The organism is Pseudoalteromonas sp. NFXS53 (assembly GCF_056629255.1).
The window spans coordinates 1-21,266 of record NZ_JBWVBR010000027.1; the positions used below are offsets into that span (position 1 = coordinate 1).

The 21,266-nt window shown below is 39.5% G+C and carries 21 protein-coding genes; 4 read left to right on the forward strand and 17 right to left on the reverse strand.

Features of this window, described 5'->3' with window-relative positions; translation table 11 throughout:
* The 7 genes from AC1HJP_RS19935 to AC1HJP_RS19965 form a co-directional block, all read right to left on the reverse strand.
* Positions 1-926, reverse strand: a 926-nt coding sequence (locus AC1HJP_RS19935) for a choice-of-anchor D domain-containing protein (RefSeq protein WP_480363263.1), incomplete at its 3' end; no start/stop codon positions are given.
* A complete protein-coding gene (locus AC1HJP_RS19940) occupies positions 916-2,097 on the reverse strand; it encodes a TIGR03032 family protein (RefSeq protein ID WP_480363264.1) in 1,182 nt (393 codons plus the stop codon). The genes AC1HJP_RS19940 and AC1HJP_RS19935, both read right to left, overlap by 11 nt.
* Positions 2,098-2,128: 31 nt before the next feature.
* Positions 2,129-3,301 carry a S8 family peptidase gene (locus AC1HJP_RS19945; RefSeq protein ID WP_480363265.1) on the reverse strand — a complete coding sequence of 391 codons (1,173 nt, stop codon included), beginning with the start codon at positions 3,299-3,301 and terminating at the stop codon, positions 2,129-2,131.
* Positions 3,302-3,437: 136 nt separating this feature from the next.
* Positions 3,438-4,010, reverse strand: a complete 573-nt coding sequence (locus AC1HJP_RS19950) for a phage tail protein (RefSeq protein WP_480363266.1) — start codon at positions 4,008-4,010, stop codon at positions 3,438-3,440.
* A 39-nt stretch (positions 4,011-4,049) separates the two neighbouring features.
* Positions 4,050-4,580, reverse strand: a complete 531-nt coding sequence (locus tag AC1HJP_RS19955; RefSeq protein WP_480363267.1) for a phage tail protein — start codon at positions 4,578-4,580, stop codon at positions 4,050-4,052.
* An 11-nt stretch (positions 4,581-4,591) separates the two neighbouring features.
* Positions 4,592-5,152 carry a phage tail protein gene (locus tag AC1HJP_RS19960; protein ID WP_058030058.1) on the reverse strand — a complete coding sequence of 187 codons (561 nt, stop codon included), beginning with the start codon at positions 5,150-5,152 and terminating at the stop codon, positions 4,592-4,594.
* Positions 5,153-5,184: 32 nt separating this feature from the next.
* Positions 5,185-5,565, reverse strand: a complete 381-nt coding sequence (locus tag AC1HJP_RS19965) for a DUF6916 family protein (protein ID WP_480363268.1) — start codon at positions 5,563-5,565, stop codon at positions 5,185-5,187.
* Positions 5,566-6,009: 444 nt separating this feature from the next.
* Here AC1HJP_RS19965 and AC1HJP_RS19970 point away from each other — a divergent pair, with 444 nt between their 5' ends.
* The 3 genes from AC1HJP_RS19970 to AC1HJP_RS19980 all read left to right on the forward strand — a co-directional run bounded on the left by AC1HJP_RS19970 (position 6,010) and on the right by AC1HJP_RS19980 (position 9,054).
* Positions 6,010-6,549 (forward strand): GNAT family N-acetyltransferase, encoded by a 540-nt coding sequence (locus tag AC1HJP_RS19970; protein ID WP_480363269.1) that lies wholly within the window; start codon positions 6,010-6,012, stop codon positions 6,547-6,549.
* Between the two features lie 28 nt (positions 6,550-6,577).
* On the forward strand, positions 6,578-7,117 hold the full coding sequence (locus tag AC1HJP_RS19975) for a PhoD-like phosphatase N-terminal domain-containing protein (protein ID WP_058030061.1): 540 nt from the start codon (positions 6,578-6,580) through the stop codon (positions 7,115-7,117).
* Positions 7,118-7,227: 110 nt separating this feature from the next.
* Entirely contained in the window at positions 7,228-9,054 is a 1,827-nt protein-coding gene (locus tag AC1HJP_RS19980; protein WP_480363270.1) for an aspartyl/asparaginyl beta-hydroxylase domain-containing protein, read from the forward strand.
* 32 nt (positions 9,055-9,086) lie between these two features.
* On the opposite strand, the gene ruvB is transcribed toward AC1HJP_RS19980, so the two are convergent.
* The 9 genes from ruvB to AC1HJP_RS20025 all read right to left on the reverse strand — a co-directional run bounded on the left by ruvB (position 9,087) and on the right by AC1HJP_RS20025 (position 19,264).
* On the reverse strand, positions 9,087-10,091 hold the full coding sequence (gene ruvB / locus AC1HJP_RS19985; protein WP_480363271.1) for a Holliday junction branch migration DNA helicase RuvB: 1,005 nt from the start codon (positions 10,089-10,091) through the stop codon (positions 9,087-9,089).
* Positions 10,092-10,099: 8 nt separating this feature from the next.
* On the reverse strand, positions 10,100-10,717 hold the full coding sequence (gene ruvA, locus AC1HJP_RS19990) for a Holliday junction branch migration protein RuvA (RefSeq protein ID WP_480363272.1): 618 nt from the start codon (positions 10,715-10,717) through the stop codon (positions 10,100-10,102).
* 5 nt (positions 10,718-10,722) lie between these two features.
* Positions 10,723-11,244: a crossover junction endodeoxyribonuclease RuvC gene (ruvC, locus tag AC1HJP_RS19995; RefSeq protein WP_058030064.1), complete on the reverse strand. Its 522-nt coding sequence runs from the start codon at positions 11,242-11,244 to the stop codon at positions 10,723-10,725.
* A 56-nt stretch (positions 11,245-11,300) separates the two neighbouring features.
* On the reverse strand, positions 11,301-12,656 hold the full coding sequence (locus tag AC1HJP_RS20000) for a sensor histidine kinase (protein WP_480363273.1): 1,356 nt from the start codon (positions 12,654-12,656) through the stop codon (positions 11,301-11,303).
* Between the two features lies 1 nt (position 12,657).
* Positions 12,658-14,061, reverse strand: coding sequence for a sigma-54-dependent transcriptional regulator (locus AC1HJP_RS20005; protein WP_480363274.1), 1,404 nt, complete (start codon positions 14,059-14,061; stop codon positions 12,658-12,660).
* Between the two features lie 15 nt (positions 14,062-14,076).
* The gene (locus tag AC1HJP_RS20010) at positions 14,077-16,497 is read right to left on the reverse strand and encodes an ABC transporter permease (protein ID WP_480363275.1); all 2,421 of its coding nucleotides are present in this window, start codon (positions 16,495-16,497) and stop codon (positions 14,077-14,079) included.
* A gap of 10 nt (positions 16,498-16,507) precedes the next feature.
* Complete coding sequence (locus tag AC1HJP_RS20015; RefSeq protein ID WP_480363276.1) at positions 16,508-17,215, reverse strand: ABC transporter ATP-binding protein; 708 nt, start codon at positions 17,213-17,215, stop codon at positions 16,508-16,510.
* 27 nt (positions 17,216-17,242) lie between these two features.
* On the reverse strand, positions 17,243-18,499 hold the full coding sequence (locus tag AC1HJP_RS20020; protein WP_480363277.1) for an efflux RND transporter periplasmic adaptor subunit: 1,257 nt from the start codon (positions 18,497-18,499) through the stop codon (positions 17,243-17,245).
* 174 nt (positions 18,500-18,673) lie between these two features.
* Entirely contained in the window at positions 18,674-19,264 is a 591-nt protein-coding gene (locus AC1HJP_RS20025) for a CBS domain-containing protein (protein WP_138482027.1), read from the reverse strand.
* 283 nt (positions 19,265-19,547) lie between these two features.
* On the opposite strand from AC1HJP_RS20025, the gene AC1HJP_RS20030 reads away from it, so the two are divergent.
* Positions 19,548-20,507 carry an FHA domain-containing protein gene (locus AC1HJP_RS20030; RefSeq protein ID WP_480363278.1) on the forward strand — a complete coding sequence of 320 codons (960 nt, stop codon included), beginning with the start codon at positions 19,548-19,550 and terminating at the stop codon, positions 20,505-20,507.
* Positions 20,508-20,533: 26 nt separating this feature from the next.
* Here the strand turns inward: AC1HJP_RS20030 and AC1HJP_RS20035 are convergent, their stop codons facing one another.
* Positions 20,534-21,046: an Mpo1 family 2-hydroxy fatty acid dioxygenase gene (locus AC1HJP_RS20035; protein WP_480363279.1), complete on the reverse strand. Its 513-nt coding sequence runs from the start codon at positions 21,044-21,046 to the stop codon at positions 20,534-20,536.
* Between the last annotated feature and the right edge of the window lie 220 nt (positions 21,047-21,266).

The window sequence follows — 21,266 nt, forward strand, 5'->3', positions numbered from 1 at the left end:
CTCGATTCACTCATTGTCATGGTGATATCGGTGGTTTCTCCAACCTTAACACTGCTCGCTGATGAGCTGAATGTTGAAACTGTGGGTGCAGTCGTATCAACGCCAGTACCATTAAGGTTTATTGTATAAGTGCCTTCGTCACTATCTGTATTGTTAATTGTAGCAGTGCCTGATTTACTTCCAGTGCTCACTGGGGAAAAAGCAACTACAAATGTACAACTGCTCGTATTGTTTTTGTTTAAGGTTTGACTCGGTGATGAACATCCTCTTGAAGATAGCGTGAAGCCTTCACTAGATGTCACTGCAATAGAATTAATCGTTAAATCTGCCCCGCCCGTTTCTTCTATGGTGAAGGTTTTAGTTGAAGAAGCGCCAACTTCAATATTACCAAAGTTAATACTGCCATTATGATTTACATTACTTCCACTTTCCTTGACATCAATCTCAGGATTGCTTGCGCTTTCGCATCGAGGAGCTGTGTAATATGTCCCCCCCCCATATGAGGCTGGAGTACAAGTACTTCGATTTACATTAGTTGAACAATTTTGATTAGGGGTAAGTCTACATGAGCCTTGTGCAAACTGCTTATTGGTACCCTTTGCTAGGATCGTCTCAGTTTTTTGAACCGACTTATTGGTTAGCAAACCCTGTTGTTGTAAAAACTTTAACGTGCCTTGCTTTGCGTTTTCTCTGGCTAGCTGATTAAAGTCAACGTCTAGCTTCTGATCAGTTTTTCGGGGGATTTTTACTGTGACTAAGGAAGCTGCAATATTTTTTGTTTTTTCTCCAGCCTTAGATGCCTTTGAACTCTGAGAGAAATTCTTTTGAATCGCATTGTCAACATTTGCATAAGTAGGTGCGCCAACAATAACCGCAGGAATAACCGTTGCGAGTAGCGTTTTACTAACGGGTATATCAAAGAGCATGAGCTAATTCCTCAGAGAAATAAAATAAATGGCTAGCGATAGCTTGACTGCTTTCAACTAAATACGGTGAGCCATAAGGGATCACCGCAATGTCATAAATTTGAGTCACTTCACCATCAAAATGTAGGTGGGCTATCTGTTCACCGGTGGCCTTGTTTAAAATCCAGATCCCACAAATAGAATTCTCAGCGCCAATACTTTTATCAATTGGCAACTGATAGTCTGTTGCAGGTAACTGACGTTTTACCTCAGATTTTCTTATTGCACTGGTTCCGACTATGAGTAAATCGTCTAGCACTTTTATAGCACGTGTAAAACCAGGTAGCGTGGCTATGACTTCATTGTTTTTTGTTTGCAAATTAAAACGATTAATACTGCCATGACCAGAATCGCAGAAGTAAACATAGCCGTCGTCATATTTTGGCGAATGGGGTAAGGTGAGATGGTCGAGTAGAATTTCATTACTTTTGGTATCAATTAAAGTACCAGTTGCACCATCACGCCACGACTCTTTTGAATTACCTTTACCAAAGGTTGTGACAAAACGAGGGGTACCATCTTTCATGGCCATACCATTTAAGTGACAGCGATTTTCTGGGGCTATTTTACTGATAAATTCAGGTTTCCAGCGGGCTACAAAACCAAAGGTCGCATCAAGGGTAGAAAGGCAAGAAAATGAAGAGTTAACAGCCCAAAGACCTTGCTGCCCCCAAGCAATATCATGAATATTTATTACGCCTGTCGAAAGGCTAAATCTTTCGCAATACAAGGCATCACTTCGCTTAATCGCCTGCGCTTGAGCAATAACATCTTGCTGTAATGCTTTATCTATTTGCAATTTTTTAGGCAAGCGCTCTGTTGAGTCTAAATAACCGTTGTCAATGCTATTTTTTGCAGGCTCATTGAGAATGAAATCATGCACACCATTGTAGCTAGAAAGTGTGATCCTTTGAGCGTCTGCATAGAGCCCCATAGGTTTATTAACTGGTTTTACTTCGCAGTGTAATTGGTTATCTTTACCAGTAAGAAGAAAGACTGCATTACTCTGATAGCTACTCACTAAAAGAGAAATATTGAGTGCAGACAAAATGCCCGCAAAATTGTCTGATGCTTTACTAGAGTAATCTAGATAAAAATCATTTTCAGATAATTTATTCTCATTTACTGCCATTAAAAATACATCCTTATTTTGAGCGCTCTATTTAGTTTATGTGATTTTTAAAAAGTTGCTGTCGTAAATCTGATTTTTGTAAACCGCATTGCAGGCTTTTTGCTAAAAAGCCTGCAAAAAATGCTGCCGAGGCTGAAGTGCTAGATGCTGAAATGTATCCAGTTTCATGAATCGACATATGTCTAGAGGGAACAAATAAATCTACACAGGGGCCGTAGTTACTGAAGGTACTTAGTTTTTTTTCACTATTAATGGACCCTATTGTTAGTACTTCGGGTATAAGACTTAGCTTATTAGCTAAACACGCATCTTTAGATCCATTACCGGCAGCTGTTACAATAAAGACTGGATTCTCTTGAGCGTGCCAATCTTGTATAAAAGACACGAGTAAGTCGCTTCTAAACTCCATTAGCCAGCTACAATTTACAATGTCTGCAGACATCATTCTGGCCACTGAAAAGCCTAAAATCACTGAAGAAAGTTTACTGCTAGCCTGCTCGATTGCGATAATTTCACTTGCAGGCGCGATACCTTCTTCGCCAGTTGAAAAATTTTTAGCAAGGATCACTCCGGCCATCGTAGTACCATGCCCTATGCGTTTTTTTGGAACATTACCAATTTCAATCAAGTTATCAGCATCATAATGCAGTAATACTTTTGTATCACTAAAAGCCTCATGTCTAAAATCAAAACCATTATCAATGATAGCGACTCTTACGGGACGAAGCGGTTCTGGGCATTGACTAGGAATTGGCAGTTCGAGCATTGGTAAAGCATCACTTTTTGGCTTTGAGACTGGCTTGGTAGCTTGATCAAGTTGCTTCTTTATATAATGGTCTGGTTGGACTTGCTCGACGCCTTCAATCGCTCCTAGTTGATCGATCATTTCTTGTAAATTATTCGAAGATGTCTTGATTAAAACAATCTCTTTATTACTCATAGTTGCAATCGTATTAAATGAATCTACACCTATAACTTGGCTCAGCTGCGTTTTTGCTGAAGGCTTAATGAGGGCAAGCAAGTCATCAGTTAAAATAAAGTGAAGGCCTAAATTGCTTGCATAGTGGTTTGATTGTCCTTCAATAGCCGAAAGCTGAACTTGATTCTTTGAATTCTTGAAAGTTATCGCCCGCTTTTTTTCACTGTCGACTAACTGGCAAGCAGACAAAAAACTCACTACAAGACAGCAAATAAGTAAACGCATGTATTAACCAAACCCCAAAATAAAGGAAATAAAATATTCGTATTTAGTGATAGTACTCTAATTAGATTAGTGTAAAAGCGACTTAAATCAAACAATTGTAATAAGCTCCTATCACTATAATAGGAGCTTATTAAAATTAGTTTCGAGATGGGTACATACCAGACAACGCAATGCAAAAGTTAAGCGTCAAGTATGGTTGTGTATTATTATGCGGCATACTTGAACCTGTACTCGAAATAGCATGTTCACTCATTGAAGAATTTGCTGGTATTGATGGGGTTGAACTAAACGTATTTTGCCTACTTAAAGCTCCATCACCATCAGAATCACTTCTGTAAATACCAGCAAGTGTTTGCGAAGACCCCTCAACTGAGTCACCAGGTGCAGAAACGTATACTTGACCATGACTGTGACTAGGTAGTTGGTCAACTGTTAATGACACTTCACTCGAGCCATCTCTCTCTCCAATGTAGTGATAACTTAAGTTGGGGCCTCTCTCTTGACCTCCCCCTACATGAAGTGGTGCTCGGCCTGATAGGTTTGGAACCGCAAAAGTATTTCTTCCGTCTCCACCATGATAATTTGAAAGAATACTATAGAGCGCTTGATATTGGTAAATCTGTAATAGTGCTCCGGTACAACGTGCCCATTCTCTCGGTGCAAAATAAAACCCAAAGCCTTGAATTTGTCCTATAAAAGGATTCGCCATAGTCTTTTCCTTAATAAGGGTTGAATATTAATTAATTGATTAATTTCTAGATGGATAAATACCAGTCAAGCAAATTTGAAAGTTCACAGCTGAATAAGGCATCATATTCGGGTGAGATTGATTTTTCCCAGTTGACCCTACCTGACCACTGGCCATGGCAAACACATTACTAAATGGCTGTGTCTCATAAAAAGTACCGTTCTCATTGGACACATTCGCAAGTATAGAGTTTACAGGAGAAGTACTGTTAGCTTGACCACTTGAAGCCTGAAGACGATGAGTATGTACGGGCATATCGACTTCTCTCAACGGGACAGACTCTGAGCCTGTTTGCATTCCTATTTGTCGATTTGATAAACCGGACCCTTGACCGCTTCCCATAGGAATACGTCCCCTCATTTCTGGCAACGCAAAAGTATTAATACCATTCCCTCCATAAGTAGTACCCAAAAGTGAAAAGAGAGCTTGCTGGTTTGCAATTCCTAAAACTTGCCCGTTACATAACGCCCAATTTTGAATTGAGAAAGTCCCACCAAACATAATAATTTCACCAGTAAAGTTTTCAGACATAGTGATTCTCCTTAATTTCTAGCTGGATACTCGCCAATTAATGCTATGGCAAAATTAATAACCGTACTTGGCTGAATATTAGTATGAGCTTGATTACCACCTGATGATGTTGGTAACCCGTTTTCGTTAAGCATTTTCAATTCATTAGTCGATAGATTAGATCTATATAGTGGTGAAGCAGCTTCTGATAAGTTTCTAGATTTAATCTGAGCGAAAGTATTGTTATCTCCACGTGGCTTGTCTGCGTCCAAATTGTCACAACCTAACGAATGACTATGAGACGGCATTTGCTGAATGGTAAGAACAACACTTTCGAGCCCTCCAAACTGACCCATTTGGAAATTTGTTTGACCATAAGGGTCGAGAAGTTCGCCTTGTGAAACTGGCACTCTACTCCTGAGGTCAGGTACATTAAACTGTTCGTTACCGTCACCGCCAAATTGAACGCCTAACAATGAAAATAATGCATTGTTGCTATTAATTGGAAGAACCTGTCCATCACATAATGCATAGTTAACGGGTGCCCAGCCAAAGCCAAATTGGACTATTTGACCTAAAAATGGGTTTGCCATATGTATTTTCCTTATAAAAATTGCATCTTAAATTAAGAAGTTTGCAATGCTTTCTCTTCAGCTCTTAACTTTTTATCAAAGTTAAAGCAAAATTCGAGCTCTGTTTCACTATTAGGACTGCTAAATAGATCATAAATACCCAGCTCGTTGAAATTTACTCTGTAATAACCTTGAGTTAAAACAACATCTTGTTTGGGACAAACATCTAAGTAAATTACAAATGACTCCCAGCGCTTGCCCTCTGTTTTACCAATAACAACCTCATCAATTTGTGCTTTAAATGACTGCTTGTTTTTCAAAGACGTGATTTCAATCGTATTCCCTTCCATTGGCTTAAGTGACTCTAAACTTAACTTAATTAAGCTTTGTGCGAAGTTTATATCACCAATTTCTTGCTGTTCGTTTTCAGGCATGATTTGTCCTTAATTTAATTTTAAATTTTTAAGCGCTTTAATAATCATTCGAAAGCGTTTCGATAACATAATTTAAGCTTGCACAACAACTTAACAATTACAAATATATAATTGCAGAACAGTTAGAAGACTTGAATATTTAATACATTACACCGCATTACACGACATTCCATACAACCACCATTTTCAGAGTCTGCATTTAACAAGAATAGAAATGAGAGAGTGAAGAAGGAAATAATGGTAAAACACTGATTTCAATTAATTAAATAAAATAAAACTAGTAAAAATCCGTTGTGTTTTAGACTCCATTTATAAGCTTTAAAAGTAATTTAAGGGCCTTTTTTTAGCAAAATCCTATGTATTGCTATTACCTGAAAAGCAGACTAGCATATAAAAACTTCAATACTTAATCGGTCGTGAAGTGAATAATTAAGGAAAATATTTATGCTCAATAACCCCATGCAAGGTGGGTTAGTTATCCGCCCATCTAATGATAGAGACAAGCCTTTTCTAGTGAATTTGTACAATAGTACCCGTGACGACCTTAAACATGTGGACGCGAGTCATGATTTCATTGAAGAATTGATTGAGATGCAATTTAAAGCACAATTCGAAGGCTACGGGGAGCAATTTCCTAATGCATTTTATTTTGTCATTGAGAAGCAACAAGAAAAGATTGGCAGAATAGCGGTTGATTTTGGCCATAATGAAGTTCGAATCATAGATATTTCGTTTATCAAAGCAGCTCAAAATAAAGGCTACGGCAGCGTCGTCATTAATGCATTAAAATCAGCTGCAGAACAAAACAAAGTCCCTCTCACTCTAACCGTGCTTCATTCGAATGTTTCAGCAATAAAGCTATACCAGAAACTTGGCTTTAAGATTGTTGAAAATAAATTACCACACGCGTTAATGATGTGGTTACCAGAGTCAAAAACTGCCAGATTTACAGTAAATTCATCACACTTCGAATTATCAAATTGATGTAAAAATACTAAAAAGGAATATATTCATGACAGCATCAAGTAGACGACAATTCCTAAAAGCAGCTGCAGCTGCGAGCGCTTTAACAACACTTTCACATGCAAGCGCAAATACAATTATTTCGCCCACGACCCGCTTTGTAAGCCAAGAGAACGATTACCATACTCCTCCGAAAGACAAGCGCGTGACCCCTGTCATTATTTTTGCTCGTTTCACGCCTGAAACTACAAACCCAACCTTTGGACATGAGCGTAAAAGTGAAATCACCTGGCAATTTTCTACTGAAAATGACTTTAGCGAAGTTGTATCTGAAGGTTCTATGATCCATCTAGGAGAAAAATCATTTTCACTAGATGTTAGTTTAGAGCAGGTCCCTTCTGGAACGACAATTTATGCAAGATTTTTATATAAAGGGTGTTTTTTAGAGTCTCAAACTGAACTACCGAGTACCGATTACAGCTACTCTCTAAAGCCTAATAGAACCATCAAGACCTCACTGATAAACCTCAGAAAGAAGAAGACTGACGTCATCTTAGAAACTAATTTAAAAGCACAATCAATGGCTTAAATCTATTGAATGTTTTAAAAAGAAAGCCCTAATTTATAGGTGCTTTCTTTGAGTTTAACGATTTTCACCTCGATATCCTTACTTATGAGTTTATTAATCAAAGGTTTGCTATGCCTGCTATTTCTTATGCCTTCTTAGGAATAAAATTTAATCCTACAAAATTAAAACAAGATCTTTCAAAAATGTTGGATGAACAGTTTTGGGTCGAACATGTAAATTCAAACGCCCATAAAGGCGGTTGGCAAGTCAGGCCATTGAGGTGTAAATCTCAATTAATTAACACATCACCAATACTTCAAGCCTTTAGCATTGAGGGCACTGAGGCATATCAAAACTTACCAGCTTTGGATTCAGCAGTTGAGTTTAAAAGTGCATTATCTCAACTCAAATGCAAAATTAAGTCAGTTAGGCTTATGCGTTTAGACCCTGGCTGTCACATAAAACCTCATAGAGATAAAGGCTTGAGCTTAGAGCAAGGAGAGGCCCGTATTCATATTCCAATTCAAACTTCTGAAAATCTCAAGTTCCTTGTAGACGGACAAATTGTTCCAATGTCTGCTGGCGAGTATTGGTATATTAATGCTGATCAGATCCACGAAGTACAAAATTTAGGGTCCGAGAGTCGAATTAACCTTGTTATTGACTGCGAGGTATCTGACTGGTTAAGAGATAAAGTTTATAAACACAGCTTCGAAAATATTAACGAAAAATTAGATTTTAAAACCCAAACAGAACAGCTCATTCAAAAAGTACTGAAAGTTGAAAGAAACAGACTGTATCAATATGCTTCTGAGATTCAGTCTTGGGTTAAGCAAATAAGCAATTTAACTGGATTGGGAGAGCCTGTTGAATCTGGTTGTGATAAAGGGACTCTCACCAAATACGGCAAAGCTTGTTCGACCATTACGGCTATGCGATGTGCACAAGAGTTTATACGCACAATGCAATTTTGGCGCGGAACATATGAAGCTATTAGCTATCAACTTCAAAACCATAAGACAATAAATATACTATATGCAGGTACAGGCCCATTTGGCACGATTTTATTGCCTATCTTACATTTATTTCCAGACAGTCGGGTAAGGGTGCACTTACTGGATATTCATCAAGAATCTATTTCATATCTCAAAAAAGTAATTAAATACCTAAATCTAGGCAAATTCATTGAGACTATAGAATGCGTAGATGCTGCGAAATGGTCATCAACATTAAAATTTGATGTATTAATATCCGAGACAATGAAAGCAATGCTAGAACAAGAGCCACAGGTAGAAATATTTACTCACCTGGAGCCATTATTAAATCATGAAGGTAGTTTAATCCCTCAAGAAATCGTACTTAGTGCCTCATTAATCCAAAGTAAAAATTTTAGTGAAAATTATTATTTAGGTGAAATCGCCACCTTGAATAGAGAGTCAGTAAAAAGAATCCAGTCAGAAGGTGTGGATGCTTTATCTCGCAGAATAAGAATGCCCGAGACAAGTGAACGCTTTAAAGCGCTTGAGCTAAATACAGTCGTAAAGATATTCGGAAAACATAGCTTGGAAAAAAATGAATGCAGTCTAAATTTACCTAAACTTCATTATCTAAAAGCCAAGGCAAACTCGTTCATGACTTTTAAATATCATAAAATAGCCTATCCAAAATTCGATTTTGAATATGTAGCAGTGCAATGTGATTCTGAACTACCTCTTATTAGTAGAGAAGATTCTAAGGTAATGAATACGCCTGGCTTGGCAAGATATTGGCACAAACAGTTTAAGGCTTGTTCTGGAAAGACGGTCAAAGAACTTGAAACTGAATTTGATGAAGATAGACAATTATTCGAACAGCTAGGTATAAATATTTTCTCTGCGCTCGCTTTTATTCAGGGTAGTAAAGCGAGCTTAGAAGAATTTGAAAACTGGTTAGATGAACAACTTGCTGTGAATAATTAAAACCACCTAGCTATCAAACTCGGTTGTTTTATCTATTCTTTAGGCGCCAAATCAAAATGCAGATAAGCGGCATTTGACGCAATGCGCCCTCTTGGTGTGCGCTGAATAAAGCCTTGTTGAATTAAGAAAGGTTCAATTACATCTTCAATGGTTTCGCGCTCTTCACCAATTGCCGCAGCGATATTATCTAGGCCGACTGGGCCACCAGCAAATTTTTCAATGAGTGCAAGCAGATACTTTCTGTCCATATAGTCAAAGCCGCATTTATCGACATCCACCATATCAAGGGCTTGTTTGGCAATATCTTGGCTGACTTTACCATCGCCTTTTACTTGGGCAAAGTCTCTTACTCGGCGCAATAAGCGGTTAGCAATACGTGGTGTGCCGCGTGAACGACGTGCCACTTCATCGGCACCTTCTGGGCTAATAGCTAGGTCTAAATAGTATGCCGAACGCGAAATAATAGTTGCTAAATCTGCAGCTGAGTAAAACTCTAAGCGCTGAACAATACCAAAACGGTCACGCAGCGGTGAGGTTAACGACCCTGCTCGGGTGGTGGCACCGATCAGTGTAAATGGTGGCAGATCTAGTTTAATAGAACGTGCTGCAGGCCCCTCGCCTATCATGATATCAAGCTGATAGTCTTCCATTGCAGGGTAAAGAATTTCTTCTACTTGTGGGCTCAAACGGTGAATTTCGTCAATAAACAGTACATCGCCTTCTTCTAGATTGGTAAGCAATGCGGCTAAGTCACCGGCTTTTTCAAGTACAGGACCCGACGTAGTTTTAATATTCACTTCAAGCTCGTTTGCAACAATATTGGCAAGGGTTGTTTTACCAAGACCTGGCGGGCCGAAAATCAGAAGGTGATCGAGTGCTTCTTGGCGAGTTCGGGCAGCCTCGATAAAAATTTCCATCTGTTTTTTAACATGGGGCTGGCCTGTGTAGTCGTCTAATAACTTTGGACGAATGGCTCTGTCTATTACTTCTTCATTGCCTTGAACACTTGGCTCAATCAGTCTATCAGCTTCAATCATAAGGGTTATTACATCATAGATTTAAGCGCTTCTTTAATCAGCGCTTCGGTATTCATATCTGGCTGGCTTACTGCCTTCACCGCTTTTTGTGCTTGCGCTTGTTTATAGCCTAATGCGAGTAATGCAGCAACTGCATCATCTGCAGGGTTATTAGCAACCGTCGGATCTTCTTGTGGTGCAAGAACCGCATTGTCACTAAATGGCGTTAGTAAATCATTGCCAAAGTCTTTTAAACGATCTTTCATTTCTAACACTAAACGTTCAGCGGTTTTCTTACCCACACCCGGAATTTTCACCAAAGTGGTGGCATCTTCGTTATTCACACAGTGGATGAATTGCTCAGCTGACATACCCGATAAAATCGCTAAACCGAGTTTTGGACCAACACCGTTGGCTTTTATCAGTTCTCGAAATAAAGCACGCTCTTTTTTATGATTAAAGCCAAATAATAACTGTGCATCTTCACGTACTACAAAATGCGTGTAAATCGCTGCTTGCTCGCCGATATTAGGTAACTCGTAGAAACAGGTCATCGGCATTTGAACTTCGTAGCCTACCCCATTTACATCAAGTAAAATTTCTGGCGGTTGCTTTTCTAATAGTGTGCCGCTTAGTCTTCCAATCATGTTTCTTACCTTAATCTTCGACGAACTGTTTTACTGGCGTTACCAGCTAAACGAATTAAATTTTGCTCAGAATGCGCATGACAAATGGCAATGGCTAATGCATCAGCGGCATCGGCTTGCGGTGTGCCCGGTAACTTCAAAATACGTTTCACCATTTCTTGAACTTGCTCTTTTTTAGCACCACCTGTGCCTACAACCGCTTGTTTTACTTGCCTAGCTGAGTATTCATAAACAGGAACATCTTGCATAGTCGCAGCAACAATTGCTGCGCCTCGGGCTTGCCCTAGTTTTAAGGCCGAGTCTGGATTATGTGCCATAAATACTTGCTCTATGCCAAAGCTTTGCGGGTTGAATTGCTCCACTAGCTGGGTGACACCTTGGAAGATCATTTTTAATCGGGTCGGAAAATCATGCTCACCCACTTTTATACAGCCACTGCCTAAGTAGGTAAACTTACTTCCTTGATGATCAATCACGCCGTACCCAGTAAACCTTGAACCGGGATCTATGCCTAAAATTACTGCCAAAGCACATTCTCATTTATTTTTTTGGCATAATGCCAAAATACTGTATGAATTACCAGTTATTCATCATTTCTTTGCAGCAGTGGCATAGTCACAGTCGCGATTGCACCTTGCTCAGGATGATTTTCTAACTGTAATTGTCCGTCATGATTAAGCATTATCTGTCGACTTAATGCTAACCCTAAGCCTGTGCCCTGTTGTTTGGTGGTATAAAAAGGCACAAATAAATTATCAAAATTGGCGATCCCTTGTCCAAAGTCTCGGGTGCTAATTTTCAACATGTCATCACTTTCTTCAAGATTTAACTCAATGCCTTGCTGGTTATTTGCTGCATTGGCTTCAATGGCATTTTTTATCAGGTTGATGAGCACTTGCTGAAGTTGTTTTTTATCAACATTCAGCACTAACTGTGAGGCAGCTTTTGGCCAATTTTCGCTATAAGTAAATTCACAATCAAACAAAGGTAGAATAGGATCAAATAAACTTTGTACGGTGACAGCTGATTTACTCGGCTTTGGCAATTGTGCCAATTCACGGTAACTGGTAATGAACGCCTGCAAAGAACTTGCCCGTTCGGAAATAATCTCTAGCCCTTGTTGAAACTGTGGTTGCTTCTCAAATTCACACTGTTGAATTTTCTTATTTAGACTACGACTGATTGTTGCAATTGGCGTGAGTGAATTATTAAGTTCGTGACTTAACACACGCAATAGATCTTGCCATGCTTGCTGTTTTCGCTCATCGAGTATTTGTTCAGCTTTTATTAGCAGCAACAGCGTATGTGGCGTGCCTGCGCTAAAGTACTTATCTTTAAATGCAAAATACTCGCCTTGAAGCTGTGAAGTATTTAACGCGACAACTGCTGAATTTTTCTCAGTGAGTGATTTCATCCAATTGAAATCTTGAAGTGAACAAACTTCTAACTCTTGACCTAAAAATAACTGGGTATGTGCGGCATGGTTTGCCATCACGATATTTTGCTCATTGTCGTAAGCAAAACACATGGCTTGAACCTGATCTAAAATTTTATCGATCAGGATCTGCTTTTCAGATACTTGCCGACTCTTGGTTTGTAGGTTATCAGCAAGCGTATTAATGAGCTTCAACAACGGTGCGATGGCGGCATCTTGCTGTAAGTTACCGCGCATTGTGTAGTCTTCTTCAATCAAAGCCGCCAATAAGTTACTAATAAGCTGTTGTTGTTTGTCTATGTTATTTCGTGTGGCATACACCACATAAAATAACCCTAACACCGCAATGATGCTGAAAAACGCCAGCAAATAGATGTTGAGCCCTGCGTAAAGTAAACTAAAAAACGCCACTAAAATCGCTGGGAGCGATAAACCCAACAACAACCGAGTCTGCTGCTGTTTATGATCAACCGCTTTCGTTTTTAAACGCTTAAAAAATTGCATGCTATTGCGCTTCGTATTTAGCCAGGCGACGGTAATAGCCACTGCGACTGAGGCCTAAAGATTTGGCAGTTTCGGTGACATTTCCAGCAAAGTGTTTAAGCCTTTGCTCCATTGCCTGAAACTCTATTTCATCTAAGGTTAAATTGGCTTGGCTGGTAATACTGTCTTCAGGCATCGTTGTCGGTATGTTTTGCTGAATGTCATCACCAGTTACGTTGAGATTCAAGCTCTCAGCTGTGATGCTTGTGTCACTTAAAAACAGTGCACGCTCTATACAATGGCTTAACTCTCTTAAATTGCCCGGCCAGTGATATGCAAGCAATGCAGCTTTAGCACACTCAGATAAACAAACATCGGTTTTGCCATAATGCTTACTATGCTTCGCAACAAAGTAATTTGCCAATGGCACAATGTCGTCTTTGCGCGCTTTTAACGCAGGCATATGCAAGGTAACCGTGTTTAAACGATAAAATAAATCTTGTCGGAATGACCCAGCTTGAATAGCAGATTCAAGATCGGTATTGGTCGCAGAGACTAATCTTACATCAGCACGTTGGGTTTTGCTTGAACCCACAGGTTCAAATTGTTTTTCTTCTAATACGCGCAGCAATTTTGCCTGCTGAGCAAGCGGAATATTACCTATTTCGTCTAAAAATAATGTGCCCTGCTGCGCCATTTGAAAGCGCCCTGCACGGTTTTGTTTGGCATCTGTAAATGCCCCTTTTACATGACCAAATAGCTCGCTTTCAAATAAACTTTCTACAATCGCGCCCATATTTGCACTGACAAAGGGTCCTGAAGCGCGCTTTGAAAACTCATGAATTTTGCTTGCAAGTAAGCTTTTACCTGTGCCGTTTTCACCTGTGATCAAAATGTTCATATCACTTTTTGCTAGACTTTGTGCCTGTTTAAGCAATTGCTGCATCACTACAGATTCTGCAATGAGATCGTCATGTTGGAGATATAGGTCTTGTTTCAGTTGACTATTTTCGTCTTGCGCAAGTTCGAGCTGTTGTTCTCGCTCTGCCAGTTTAATTTGGGTTTGAATGGTATTAATAAGTGCGTCGTCTTGCCACGGCTTTTGCACAAAGTCTTTTGCACCGGCCTTCAATGCTGAAACTGCGATATCTATGGTCGCCCAGCCTGTCATGGCAATAATCGGCGGCAGCTTCTCGGCCAACAATTCATTCATTTGCTGAATAAATTCAATACCTTCACTGCCTGATGTGGTATCACGATGAAAGTTCATATCCAGCATGACAAGATCGAAGCTATGTTGCGTTAATTGGGTTTTAGCTGCTTCAAGAGACGTTACCCCTTGCACATCAAAACCATGGTCATCTAGTAAAAACTGTAGGCTGGCGATGATATTAATATCATCGTCAGCCACTAAAATGTTTGCCATTATTATTGTTATTCCTTACTCATAGCGAAGTACCTGGCTTGGCTCCAATACTACCGCATTTCTGGTTGGAAAATAAATGGCAAGTAACACCGCGCTTGCAACTAGCACTGTTACGACGCACGCAAGTATCGGATAAATATAAGCCGGTACTAGCTGCTCTGTAAAATTATGAAATACATAAGCAATCAAGACAAAAAGTAGTAAGGCTAAGCCACTGCCCAATACCAACAATTTACTGCCCTGTTTTACGAATAAACTGACTATTGCTCTATCGGTTGCACCGACAGCGCGGCGGACGCCAATTTCGTTATAGCGTTGGAAAACTGTACCCGCACTCAAGCCATAAATACCTGTTAATGCTAAGAACAACGCGAAGAAAGCACATCCAAAAGTAATAAAGAACGCTGTTTTGGCCATTTTGTGTAGCATGCCAAAGTCATCTTCTTTCGATCTGAAATAGCCAGGATCAGACGCTGGATCTAAACGGTAAAATACATGATAAAAATCGGTCTGTGCTTGTTGGCTATCTCCAAAGTGCTTTAATGTCACTCTTAAAGGCACGACTTCACCTTGCAGCGCCGATGTATAAATTTCGTCTTCTTTATCTAGTGCAGCGAATAAAGACGATGCATTCATTCTATTCGTCACAACTCCCACAATTGTGTGCGTCTCTTTTCCTGATTTAAGTTCAACGTCTATTTGCTCCCCAAGTGGGCTGACATTCGGCCAGTATCGTTTTGCCATTGAATCGGAGATCACGGCTGTTCGCATGGCATTACGATGATCTTGTTCGTCAAAGTGACGACCCTCTAGCAAATACGGACCGTAGCTTTGTGTGTTTCCAATCAGCTCAATCACATCTACTTGTGGTTTGTCCTGATCTCTTTCAATGATTTGACCCGCTGGGTAGACAGGCTTTTTACCCAAGTAAGCACTGAGAGAGACATCGCTGATACTATCTTGCTGTTCAAGTTCAACTTTTAGTAACTGATAGTAAGTAAGTTTTTGTTCTGCAGAGGTATAACGCTTTTCATCTAACGTTAAATTCACATCTAAACTATTCTTGAAGTCGACGCCCATATCCATATTAATAATAGTTTGTGATAAAAACGCAGATAACCCGCCAATCAGCATTAGTGTAGAAATTAAAAATATTTGTGCAGTCAATAATACCTTAGAAAGTCGGCCCGCTTTTTTACCCTGAGCTCCACGTGTACCGTCCCGTAGAGTGGCATTCACATCTTGTGTTGCTGCTTTATACGCAGGTAGGAAACAAGCAAAGAAAAGCGTCACTAAGGCAAACCCCAAGGCTGCGAATAATGTGTCAGTATCCATTCCCCAATGCCACCAGAATGCAAGGTTATCAGCCATATGACTTTGTAAAACGATTTCTGTATAACTCAGGGCAGCTCCTGCTAATAAAACCGCTAACACAGAACCAAGAATGGTTAAAATGCTCCCCTCCCACATTAACTGAGAAATTAAACGTTTAGTGGGGGCACCTAGCGCGGCTCGGATTGCTGTTTCTTTATTTTTCTCTAACGCTCTAGCAAGCAATAAGTTACCAACATTGATACAAGCGAGTAATAATATGCACAGTGCAACACCATTGATAAAGGTAAAAACAATACCACCTGCCCCATTTACTTGCGCACTCGGAAACGATGTAATCGCAACTGTTCTTGGCTCATAGTCACGGCCCAGTGCTTGCTGCTTCTGAGCATAAAACCCTTTTAGCAAGCTGGATAATTCAGTTTCGGCTTGCTCAATAGACGTGCCTTTATTTAAACGACCATAGGCACTAAGCCACTCATCGTTGCTCATTTGTGGCTGCCTATACTGCAAAGATAAAGGCTGCCAAGCTCTACCTGCGACTGGAAAAGCAAAACCTTCAGGCATAACGCCTATAACCGTCGTTAATTGATTATTGAGATTAATAATTTGACCTACAATGTCTTGCTGACCATTAAAAGTGCTCTGCCAAATAACATAACTTAACACTACCACAGGCTCTGCACCGGCTTGGTAGTCTTCAGCTTCCAGTGAACGCCCCATTAATGGTTGAACTTTTGCAAACTCAAAGAAGTTACTATCAACTTTTTCTAAACTAAGTCGTTTCGATGTTTGTTCAAATAATATATGCCCAAATGTTGATACATAACGACCTATCTGCGCGAAACTGGTTTGTGATTCGATTAGATTCGCGGTTTCCCAAGCCGGCATAGGATCTAAGTCTGCATCTTCTTGTGATTGAGAAGAAATATGTAAAATGGTATCGCCTTCGGGTAAAGGCAAATCTTTGTATAGCACTGAATTCAAGAATGAAAAACTATACAAGCTGACAAATAGCCCGCCAATCAGTACCAGCAGCGTCAAGGCTGAGAATTTAGGCGATTGAAGTAATTGTCTGAGTGCATACTTAATATCAAGCCACATAATGTGCTCCTTACGCTGGTACTTTTTCGACAGAATGAAGCATGACATCATTGACTAATGTGCCATCAAGAATACTAACTTGTCGCTGCGCCATCTGAGCACTGCGAGGGTCGTGTGTCACCATGCAAATCGTGCTGCCATCTCGATGTAACTGGTCAAATAACGCCATCACTTTTTCTGCATTTTGACTGTCTAAGTTACCTGTTGGCTCATCGGCAAAGATAATTTTAGGATCGTTCACCAAGGCTCTTGCAACAGCTACTCGTTGCTGTTGACCACCAGACAGCTGAGAAGGAAAGTGATTCGCACGATGTTGCATACAAACACGTTCCAATACTTCATTCACCTTACTTTGCATCAAGCTCTTAGAGACACCATTTTGGTAAGTCAGCGGCAACATGATGTTTTCACTTATTGTGAGACTAGAAATTAAATTAAAAGACTGAAAAACAAAGCCGATGTCATAACAACGGATCTGAGCCCGTTTATCTCGGCTAAAGCCCGTGACATCCTGACCATTAAATAAATATTGCCCGCTGGTTGCGGTGTCGAGTAAACCTAAAATAGACAACAAGGTAGATTTACCACAGCCAGAAGGGCCAGACAGGGAAACATACTCACCTTGTGCTATTTCAAGATTAATATTACTTAGCGCATGGGTTTCGATGTCTTCAGTTAAAAATGATTTATTGATGTTACTTAAACTTAATAATGACATGAGAGATCCTTTTTAAACCTATTGATATTATTGTATTTTGACACTGCTATGAGATGCCCATGCGCTGGTGTCAGAGATAATAATTTGATCGCCTGGGTTAAGACCAGAGAGAATTTGAATATATTTGGCAGTACTGGTGCCAAGTTTGACTTCATGCTTTTGTGCAAACGCACCGTCACTGGTCGTTTTGAACAGATCTACCGTACGATTTTTTGGTGCAAATGCAGGGCGTTTTACATAGAGCGTGTTTTTGATGTTTGTCACTTCAATGTAACCATCAATATTGAGATCTGAGCGCGCTTCCTTAGGTAGCTCAGAGATAATCCCCACCTCCACTGCTACTAGACCATTTTCAGATAACGGGGAAATACGCTGCACTTCACCCGCGAGCTTATTAAAGCGGGTATCTATGGTGACGGGTTGACCCATTACAACGTCTTTAACTTGTATTTCTTGAACGTTTATCTCGGCAAATAGCGAACCAGAATCTATTACTAAAGCTGCATTTTCACCGCTATTAAGTTGCTGACCAAGCTCAATCGGCAGCTTTTGTACTATGCCAGATATGCCCGCTGTGATTGTTAAGCCACTTACCTGCTGCTGTGCTTTTCTGAGGTTGTTTTCGACCTGCTCAAAACGTGCTTGTCTGGCCAACTCACTGGCTTGATAGTTTTGTTGCATTTTATCAGCACGTTTTATTTGTGCCTGCCAGCGAGCGTACTGTTGCTTAACAGCAAGTTGAGTGCGTTTAAAATCTAATGCAGACAATGAACCTTTGCCTTGATCTAGTAACGATTGCTCTGCATCAAGTTTTAGTTTTGAGCTTTTGTAATTAAACTCAGCTTCCATAACGGCATTTTCAAGATCAAGTTGTTGAGCTTGTTGTGCTACAGCGGCCGCGTTATTTTCAGCCTTAATGGCTTTAAGTTCCCATTGAATTTTCTCTAGTTCACTCAGCAGTTCGACATTTTCTAACTCCGCAATTTTCTGACCTTGCACTACACTGTCTCCAGGCTTTGCAAGTAACTGTTGAACTCTGCCTCTAGATTGCGCTGCACTCCATTGCAGTGATTTTGGCTTTAAAACCCCAGAGCCCCTTACTTCAATTTTGAAGTCTCCGTGCTGTACGTTAGCCATTTGTAATTTATCTCGTGCGACAAAATAAGAAGCATCGCCTAAAAACTGCTTTGATAGGTAAATGGCTAGGGCGATCAAAAATATAACAGGTAAGTACCAATATCGCTTAATTGCAGGTTTTGGTTGTGAGGCTCTCTTCGTATCCATAGCTGACTCCAATAGTTGAACTGAGTAACTTAAATCAACTATCGAGCCAAGATTTAATTTATTGTTATTTAATGATTTTTATATTTTTCAGGTTGGAGATAATACTATATTGTGTCGAAACTGAAACAGCTTAAAAAATAAAAGTGTCTCAATTTTGAGACACTTTTATATCATTTAAGCTGTGACTTCTTGATGATCATGAATAATTTCGAAGATTTCTTTAAATGAATGCGCTGTTTGAAGAATATTAACTGGAATATGTAACGCCCTAGCAATGTCACTGGCTGAGATCATTCCTCTTAAGTTACCTTTTTCATCAACCAATAAAATGTGTTGATGGCCTAACCCTCTTAGCGTTTCGAGTACATCGCCTATTTTAGAGTTTTCTACCATTGAGTAAGGCATCGCACGTAGATCAGACTTCTTTGTCATTAAATCTTCAACAGTCAGATCATTGCGAGATTGGTTGCGTTTTTGCGCCACAGTCAGTACTTTTCTACCCGTTAAATCACGAGAGTTAATAACCCCTAAAAACGTATCGTCATGGTCTATTACTAACTTAGACCTAACATGACCATTTACCATCATGAATAAAGCATGATCAACATCTACGTCTTTTAAAATAACTTGCGGCGTTCGTCGGGTAAAATCGGTCACTATCTTAAGGGCACTACTCTTAAGATCTAGTTTTTCAGAGTCGAAATGATCGCAGAATTGATACACTCCTTTTAACTCAACTGTGTCTATTTTTTTAAATTCACCCATCTTATTACCTCTCAGAACCACTTTTTACTTCATTGCAATAATAAAAATATGGTTCAGTAAGCTCGAATGTGCAAGCGGTGTAAGTGACTGTAATCGCATATTACAAAAAAAAGGCTTAGACTTGATTTGGGTTAATACAATTTGAACTTTTCAAAATTTCATTATTCGTTCAATGTGTACATTAACAAGTTAAATCATATTGTGCTGAACAACTGGACAGTTTAGTATCAGCCGATTGTTTCAACGGAAAAATTTTGGTTTTAATTAAGAAAAGGAAGCATGTATGGCTTATCTCATTGATGAACAAAAGCTTGAAAAGGTCTATCTAAAAAGCTACCACACCATTGGGCGATTTAAATATAACGTTGATACGCTTATCAACTCGCCTGAAATCTCTCGTCACCACGCAATTATCGAACATACCCAAGGTAACTGGTTAATTCGAGATGTGAGCACCAATGGTATTTGGATCAATGATAAGAAGATAAGCAAAAACCTACCTTATCAATTATGTTTGAACGATAAAATTGATTTTGCGGCACCTGGTCGCAGCTCTTTTGTTGTCGGCGACTTAAGCACTGATTGCCAATTCTTAGTGTCTCAGTCTGACAGCAATAAAGTAATCGAAATAAAAGATCAGTTATTATTGCCAAACGAGCAAGAAGCTACACATATTGCATACTTTGATAGCATGCTTAATTATTGGTTTTTAGAAGACTTATTCACAAATGACAGGCAGGTTTTGATTGATGGAGGGCTGATCAGTATTTTTAATGATCAGTGGCAATTTTACTGCTCAAGCCCGTCGACCATTACCAAGCAACTTAAAAGCGAAATAGCACAAAATATTGAATATGCCTTATCTTTTAACGTGAGCTTAGATGAAGAAAACACGCATCTTACATTAAATGTTGCGAGCAAAACATTCGATTTAGGCACACGTTCACATCATTACCTGCTATTACTACTAGCACGCACTCGTATTCTGGATAAACAAGCAGGCTTAGAGCCTGAACTACAAGGTTGGATGTATAGAGAAGAGCTAGCTAAAGCGCTAGGCATACAAATGAATCATATGAATATCATGGTTCACCGAGCCAAAAAACAGTTAGCAGACGCTTGTATGGAAGTCTGTCCTGAATTTGCTTATATGCTTGAGTCTGAAAATGGAAAGGTTAGACTTAACTGTAATGACATTACCATTGTTAAGGGCAGTAAACTTGAGACCCGCATCTCTATCTAGAGCAAGTCTCACATTTTTATAAAATGCTAATTTCTGTAGGGGCCCGCATGTTCAATTATGCGGGCTTCTAAGCTTTTAAGTAGGCCCAGTTTAAATAGTAACTCAACCACGACAAATAATGGCCCTACTAGTAAGCCAATTAAATCATCAACAAATGCTGGTTTTTTGCCTTCATAATAGTGCCCGATAAATTGAATTATCCAACCAATAACAAATAGCCCCGCAAATAAGCCATAGAAACTCGCAGTTTGCGTGCTCATGCTTTCAAAAATACTGTCTACCCCCCAAAGCCCTAATAAATATATACCACTCATGAGTAGGCCTAATTTAATATCTAAAGCTAAGTAAAACAGCATGGCGAGTATCGCAATAATCAATGCAGGGGTGATCAGAAGACTGTTGACTGACATTAAAGGAAAATACAGCAAGCCTATTACCGCAAATACAATCAGCGGCACACCCACAAAGTGGGTTAAAATATTGCGCTCATCACGATGGTAGAGCGCATATTTGATTAAGTGTTGGTCTAATTTTTTCATTTTTGTTCTACTTATAAATAGAGTCTTAACACTAAATTAAAACCACACTTTTCACCTCGTTGTCAATTTATACCAATCCTCTTAATTAAGTGATCTATTTTGAGGCAAGGAAAACTTGTCGGTAACGAGGCGGAAACTTTGCTATTTAGTTGCTCTAAATAAGAAATTTCCAACAAAGTTAGCGTCAGTTTTAGTCCCTCAAAATGATTGAGTATTATTG

Bases quoted from the DNA above. Each gene is read 5' to 3' on its own strand.
- AC1HJP_RS20035 (WP_480363279.1), bottom strand. From the start codon at position 21,046: ATGAAAAAATTAGACCAACACTTAATCAAATATGCGCTCTACCATCGT.
- AC1HJP_RS20005 (WP_480363274.1), bottom strand. From the start codon at position 14,061: ATGGCAAACATTTTAGTGGCTGACGATGATATTAATATCATCGCCAGC.
- AC1HJP_RS19970 (WP_480363269.1), top strand. From the start codon at position 6,010: ATGCTCAATAACCCCATGCAAGGTGGGTTAGTTATCCGCCCATCTAAT.
- AC1HJP_RS20015 (WP_480363276.1), bottom strand. From the start codon at position 17,215: ATGTCATTATTAAGTTTAAGTAACATCAATAAATCATTTTTAACTGAA.
- AC1HJP_RS20000 (WP_480363273.1), bottom strand. From the start codon at position 12,656: ATGCAATTTTTTAAGCGTTTAAAAACGAAAGCGGTTGATCATAAACAG.
- AC1HJP_RS20025 (WP_138482027.1), bottom strand. From the start codon at position 19,264: ATGGGTGAATTTAAAAAAATAGACACAGTTGAGTTAAAAGGAGTGTAT.
- AC1HJP_RS19975 (WP_058030061.1), top strand. From the start codon at position 6,578: ATGACAGCATCAAGTAGACGACAATTCCTAAAAGCAGCTGCAGCTGCG.
- AC1HJP_RS19955 (WP_480363267.1), bottom strand. From the start codon at position 4,580: ATGTCTGAAAACTTTACTGGTGAAATTATTATGTTTGGTGGGACTTTC.
- AC1HJP_RS20030 (WP_480363278.1), top strand. From the start codon at position 19,548: ATGGCTTATCTCATTGATGAACAAAAGCTTGAAAAGGTCTATCTAAAA.
- AC1HJP_RS20020 (WP_480363277.1), bottom strand. From the start codon at position 18,499: ATGGATACGAAGAGAGCCTCACAACCAAAACCTGCAATTAAGCGATAT.
- AC1HJP_RS19980 (WP_480363270.1), top strand. From the start codon at position 7,228: ATGCCTGCTATTTCTTATGCCTTCTTAGGAATAAAATTTAATCCTACA.
- ruvB (WP_480363271.1), bottom strand. From the start codon at position 10,091: ATGATTGAAGCTGATAGACTGATTGAGCCAAGTGTTCAAGGCAATGAA.
- ruvA (WP_480363272.1), bottom strand. From the start codon at position 10,717: ATGATTGGAAGACTAAGCGGCACACTATTAGAAAAGCAACCGCCAGAA.
- AC1HJP_RS19945 (WP_480363265.1), bottom strand. From the start codon at position 3,301: ATGCGTTTACTTATTTGCTGTCTTGTAGTGAGTTTTTTGTCTGCTTGC.
- AC1HJP_RS19965 (WP_480363268.1), bottom strand. From the start codon at position 5,565: ATGCCTGAAAACGAACAGCAAGAAATTGGTGATATAAACTTCGCACAA.
- AC1HJP_RS19950 (WP_480363266.1), bottom strand. From the start codon at position 4,010: ATGGCGAATCCTTTTATAGGACAAATTCAAGGCTTTGGGTTTTATTTT.
- AC1HJP_RS19940 (WP_480363264.1), bottom strand. From the start codon at position 2,097: ATGGCAGTAAATGAGAATAAATTATCTGAAAATGATTTTTATCTAGAT.
- AC1HJP_RS19960 (WP_058030058.1), bottom strand. From the start codon at position 5,152: ATGGCAAACCCATTTTTAGGTCAAATAGTCCAATTTGGCTTTGGCTGG.
- AC1HJP_RS20010 (WP_480363275.1), bottom strand. From the start codon at position 16,497: ATGTGGCTTGATATTAAGTATGCACTCAGACAATTACTTCAATCGCCT.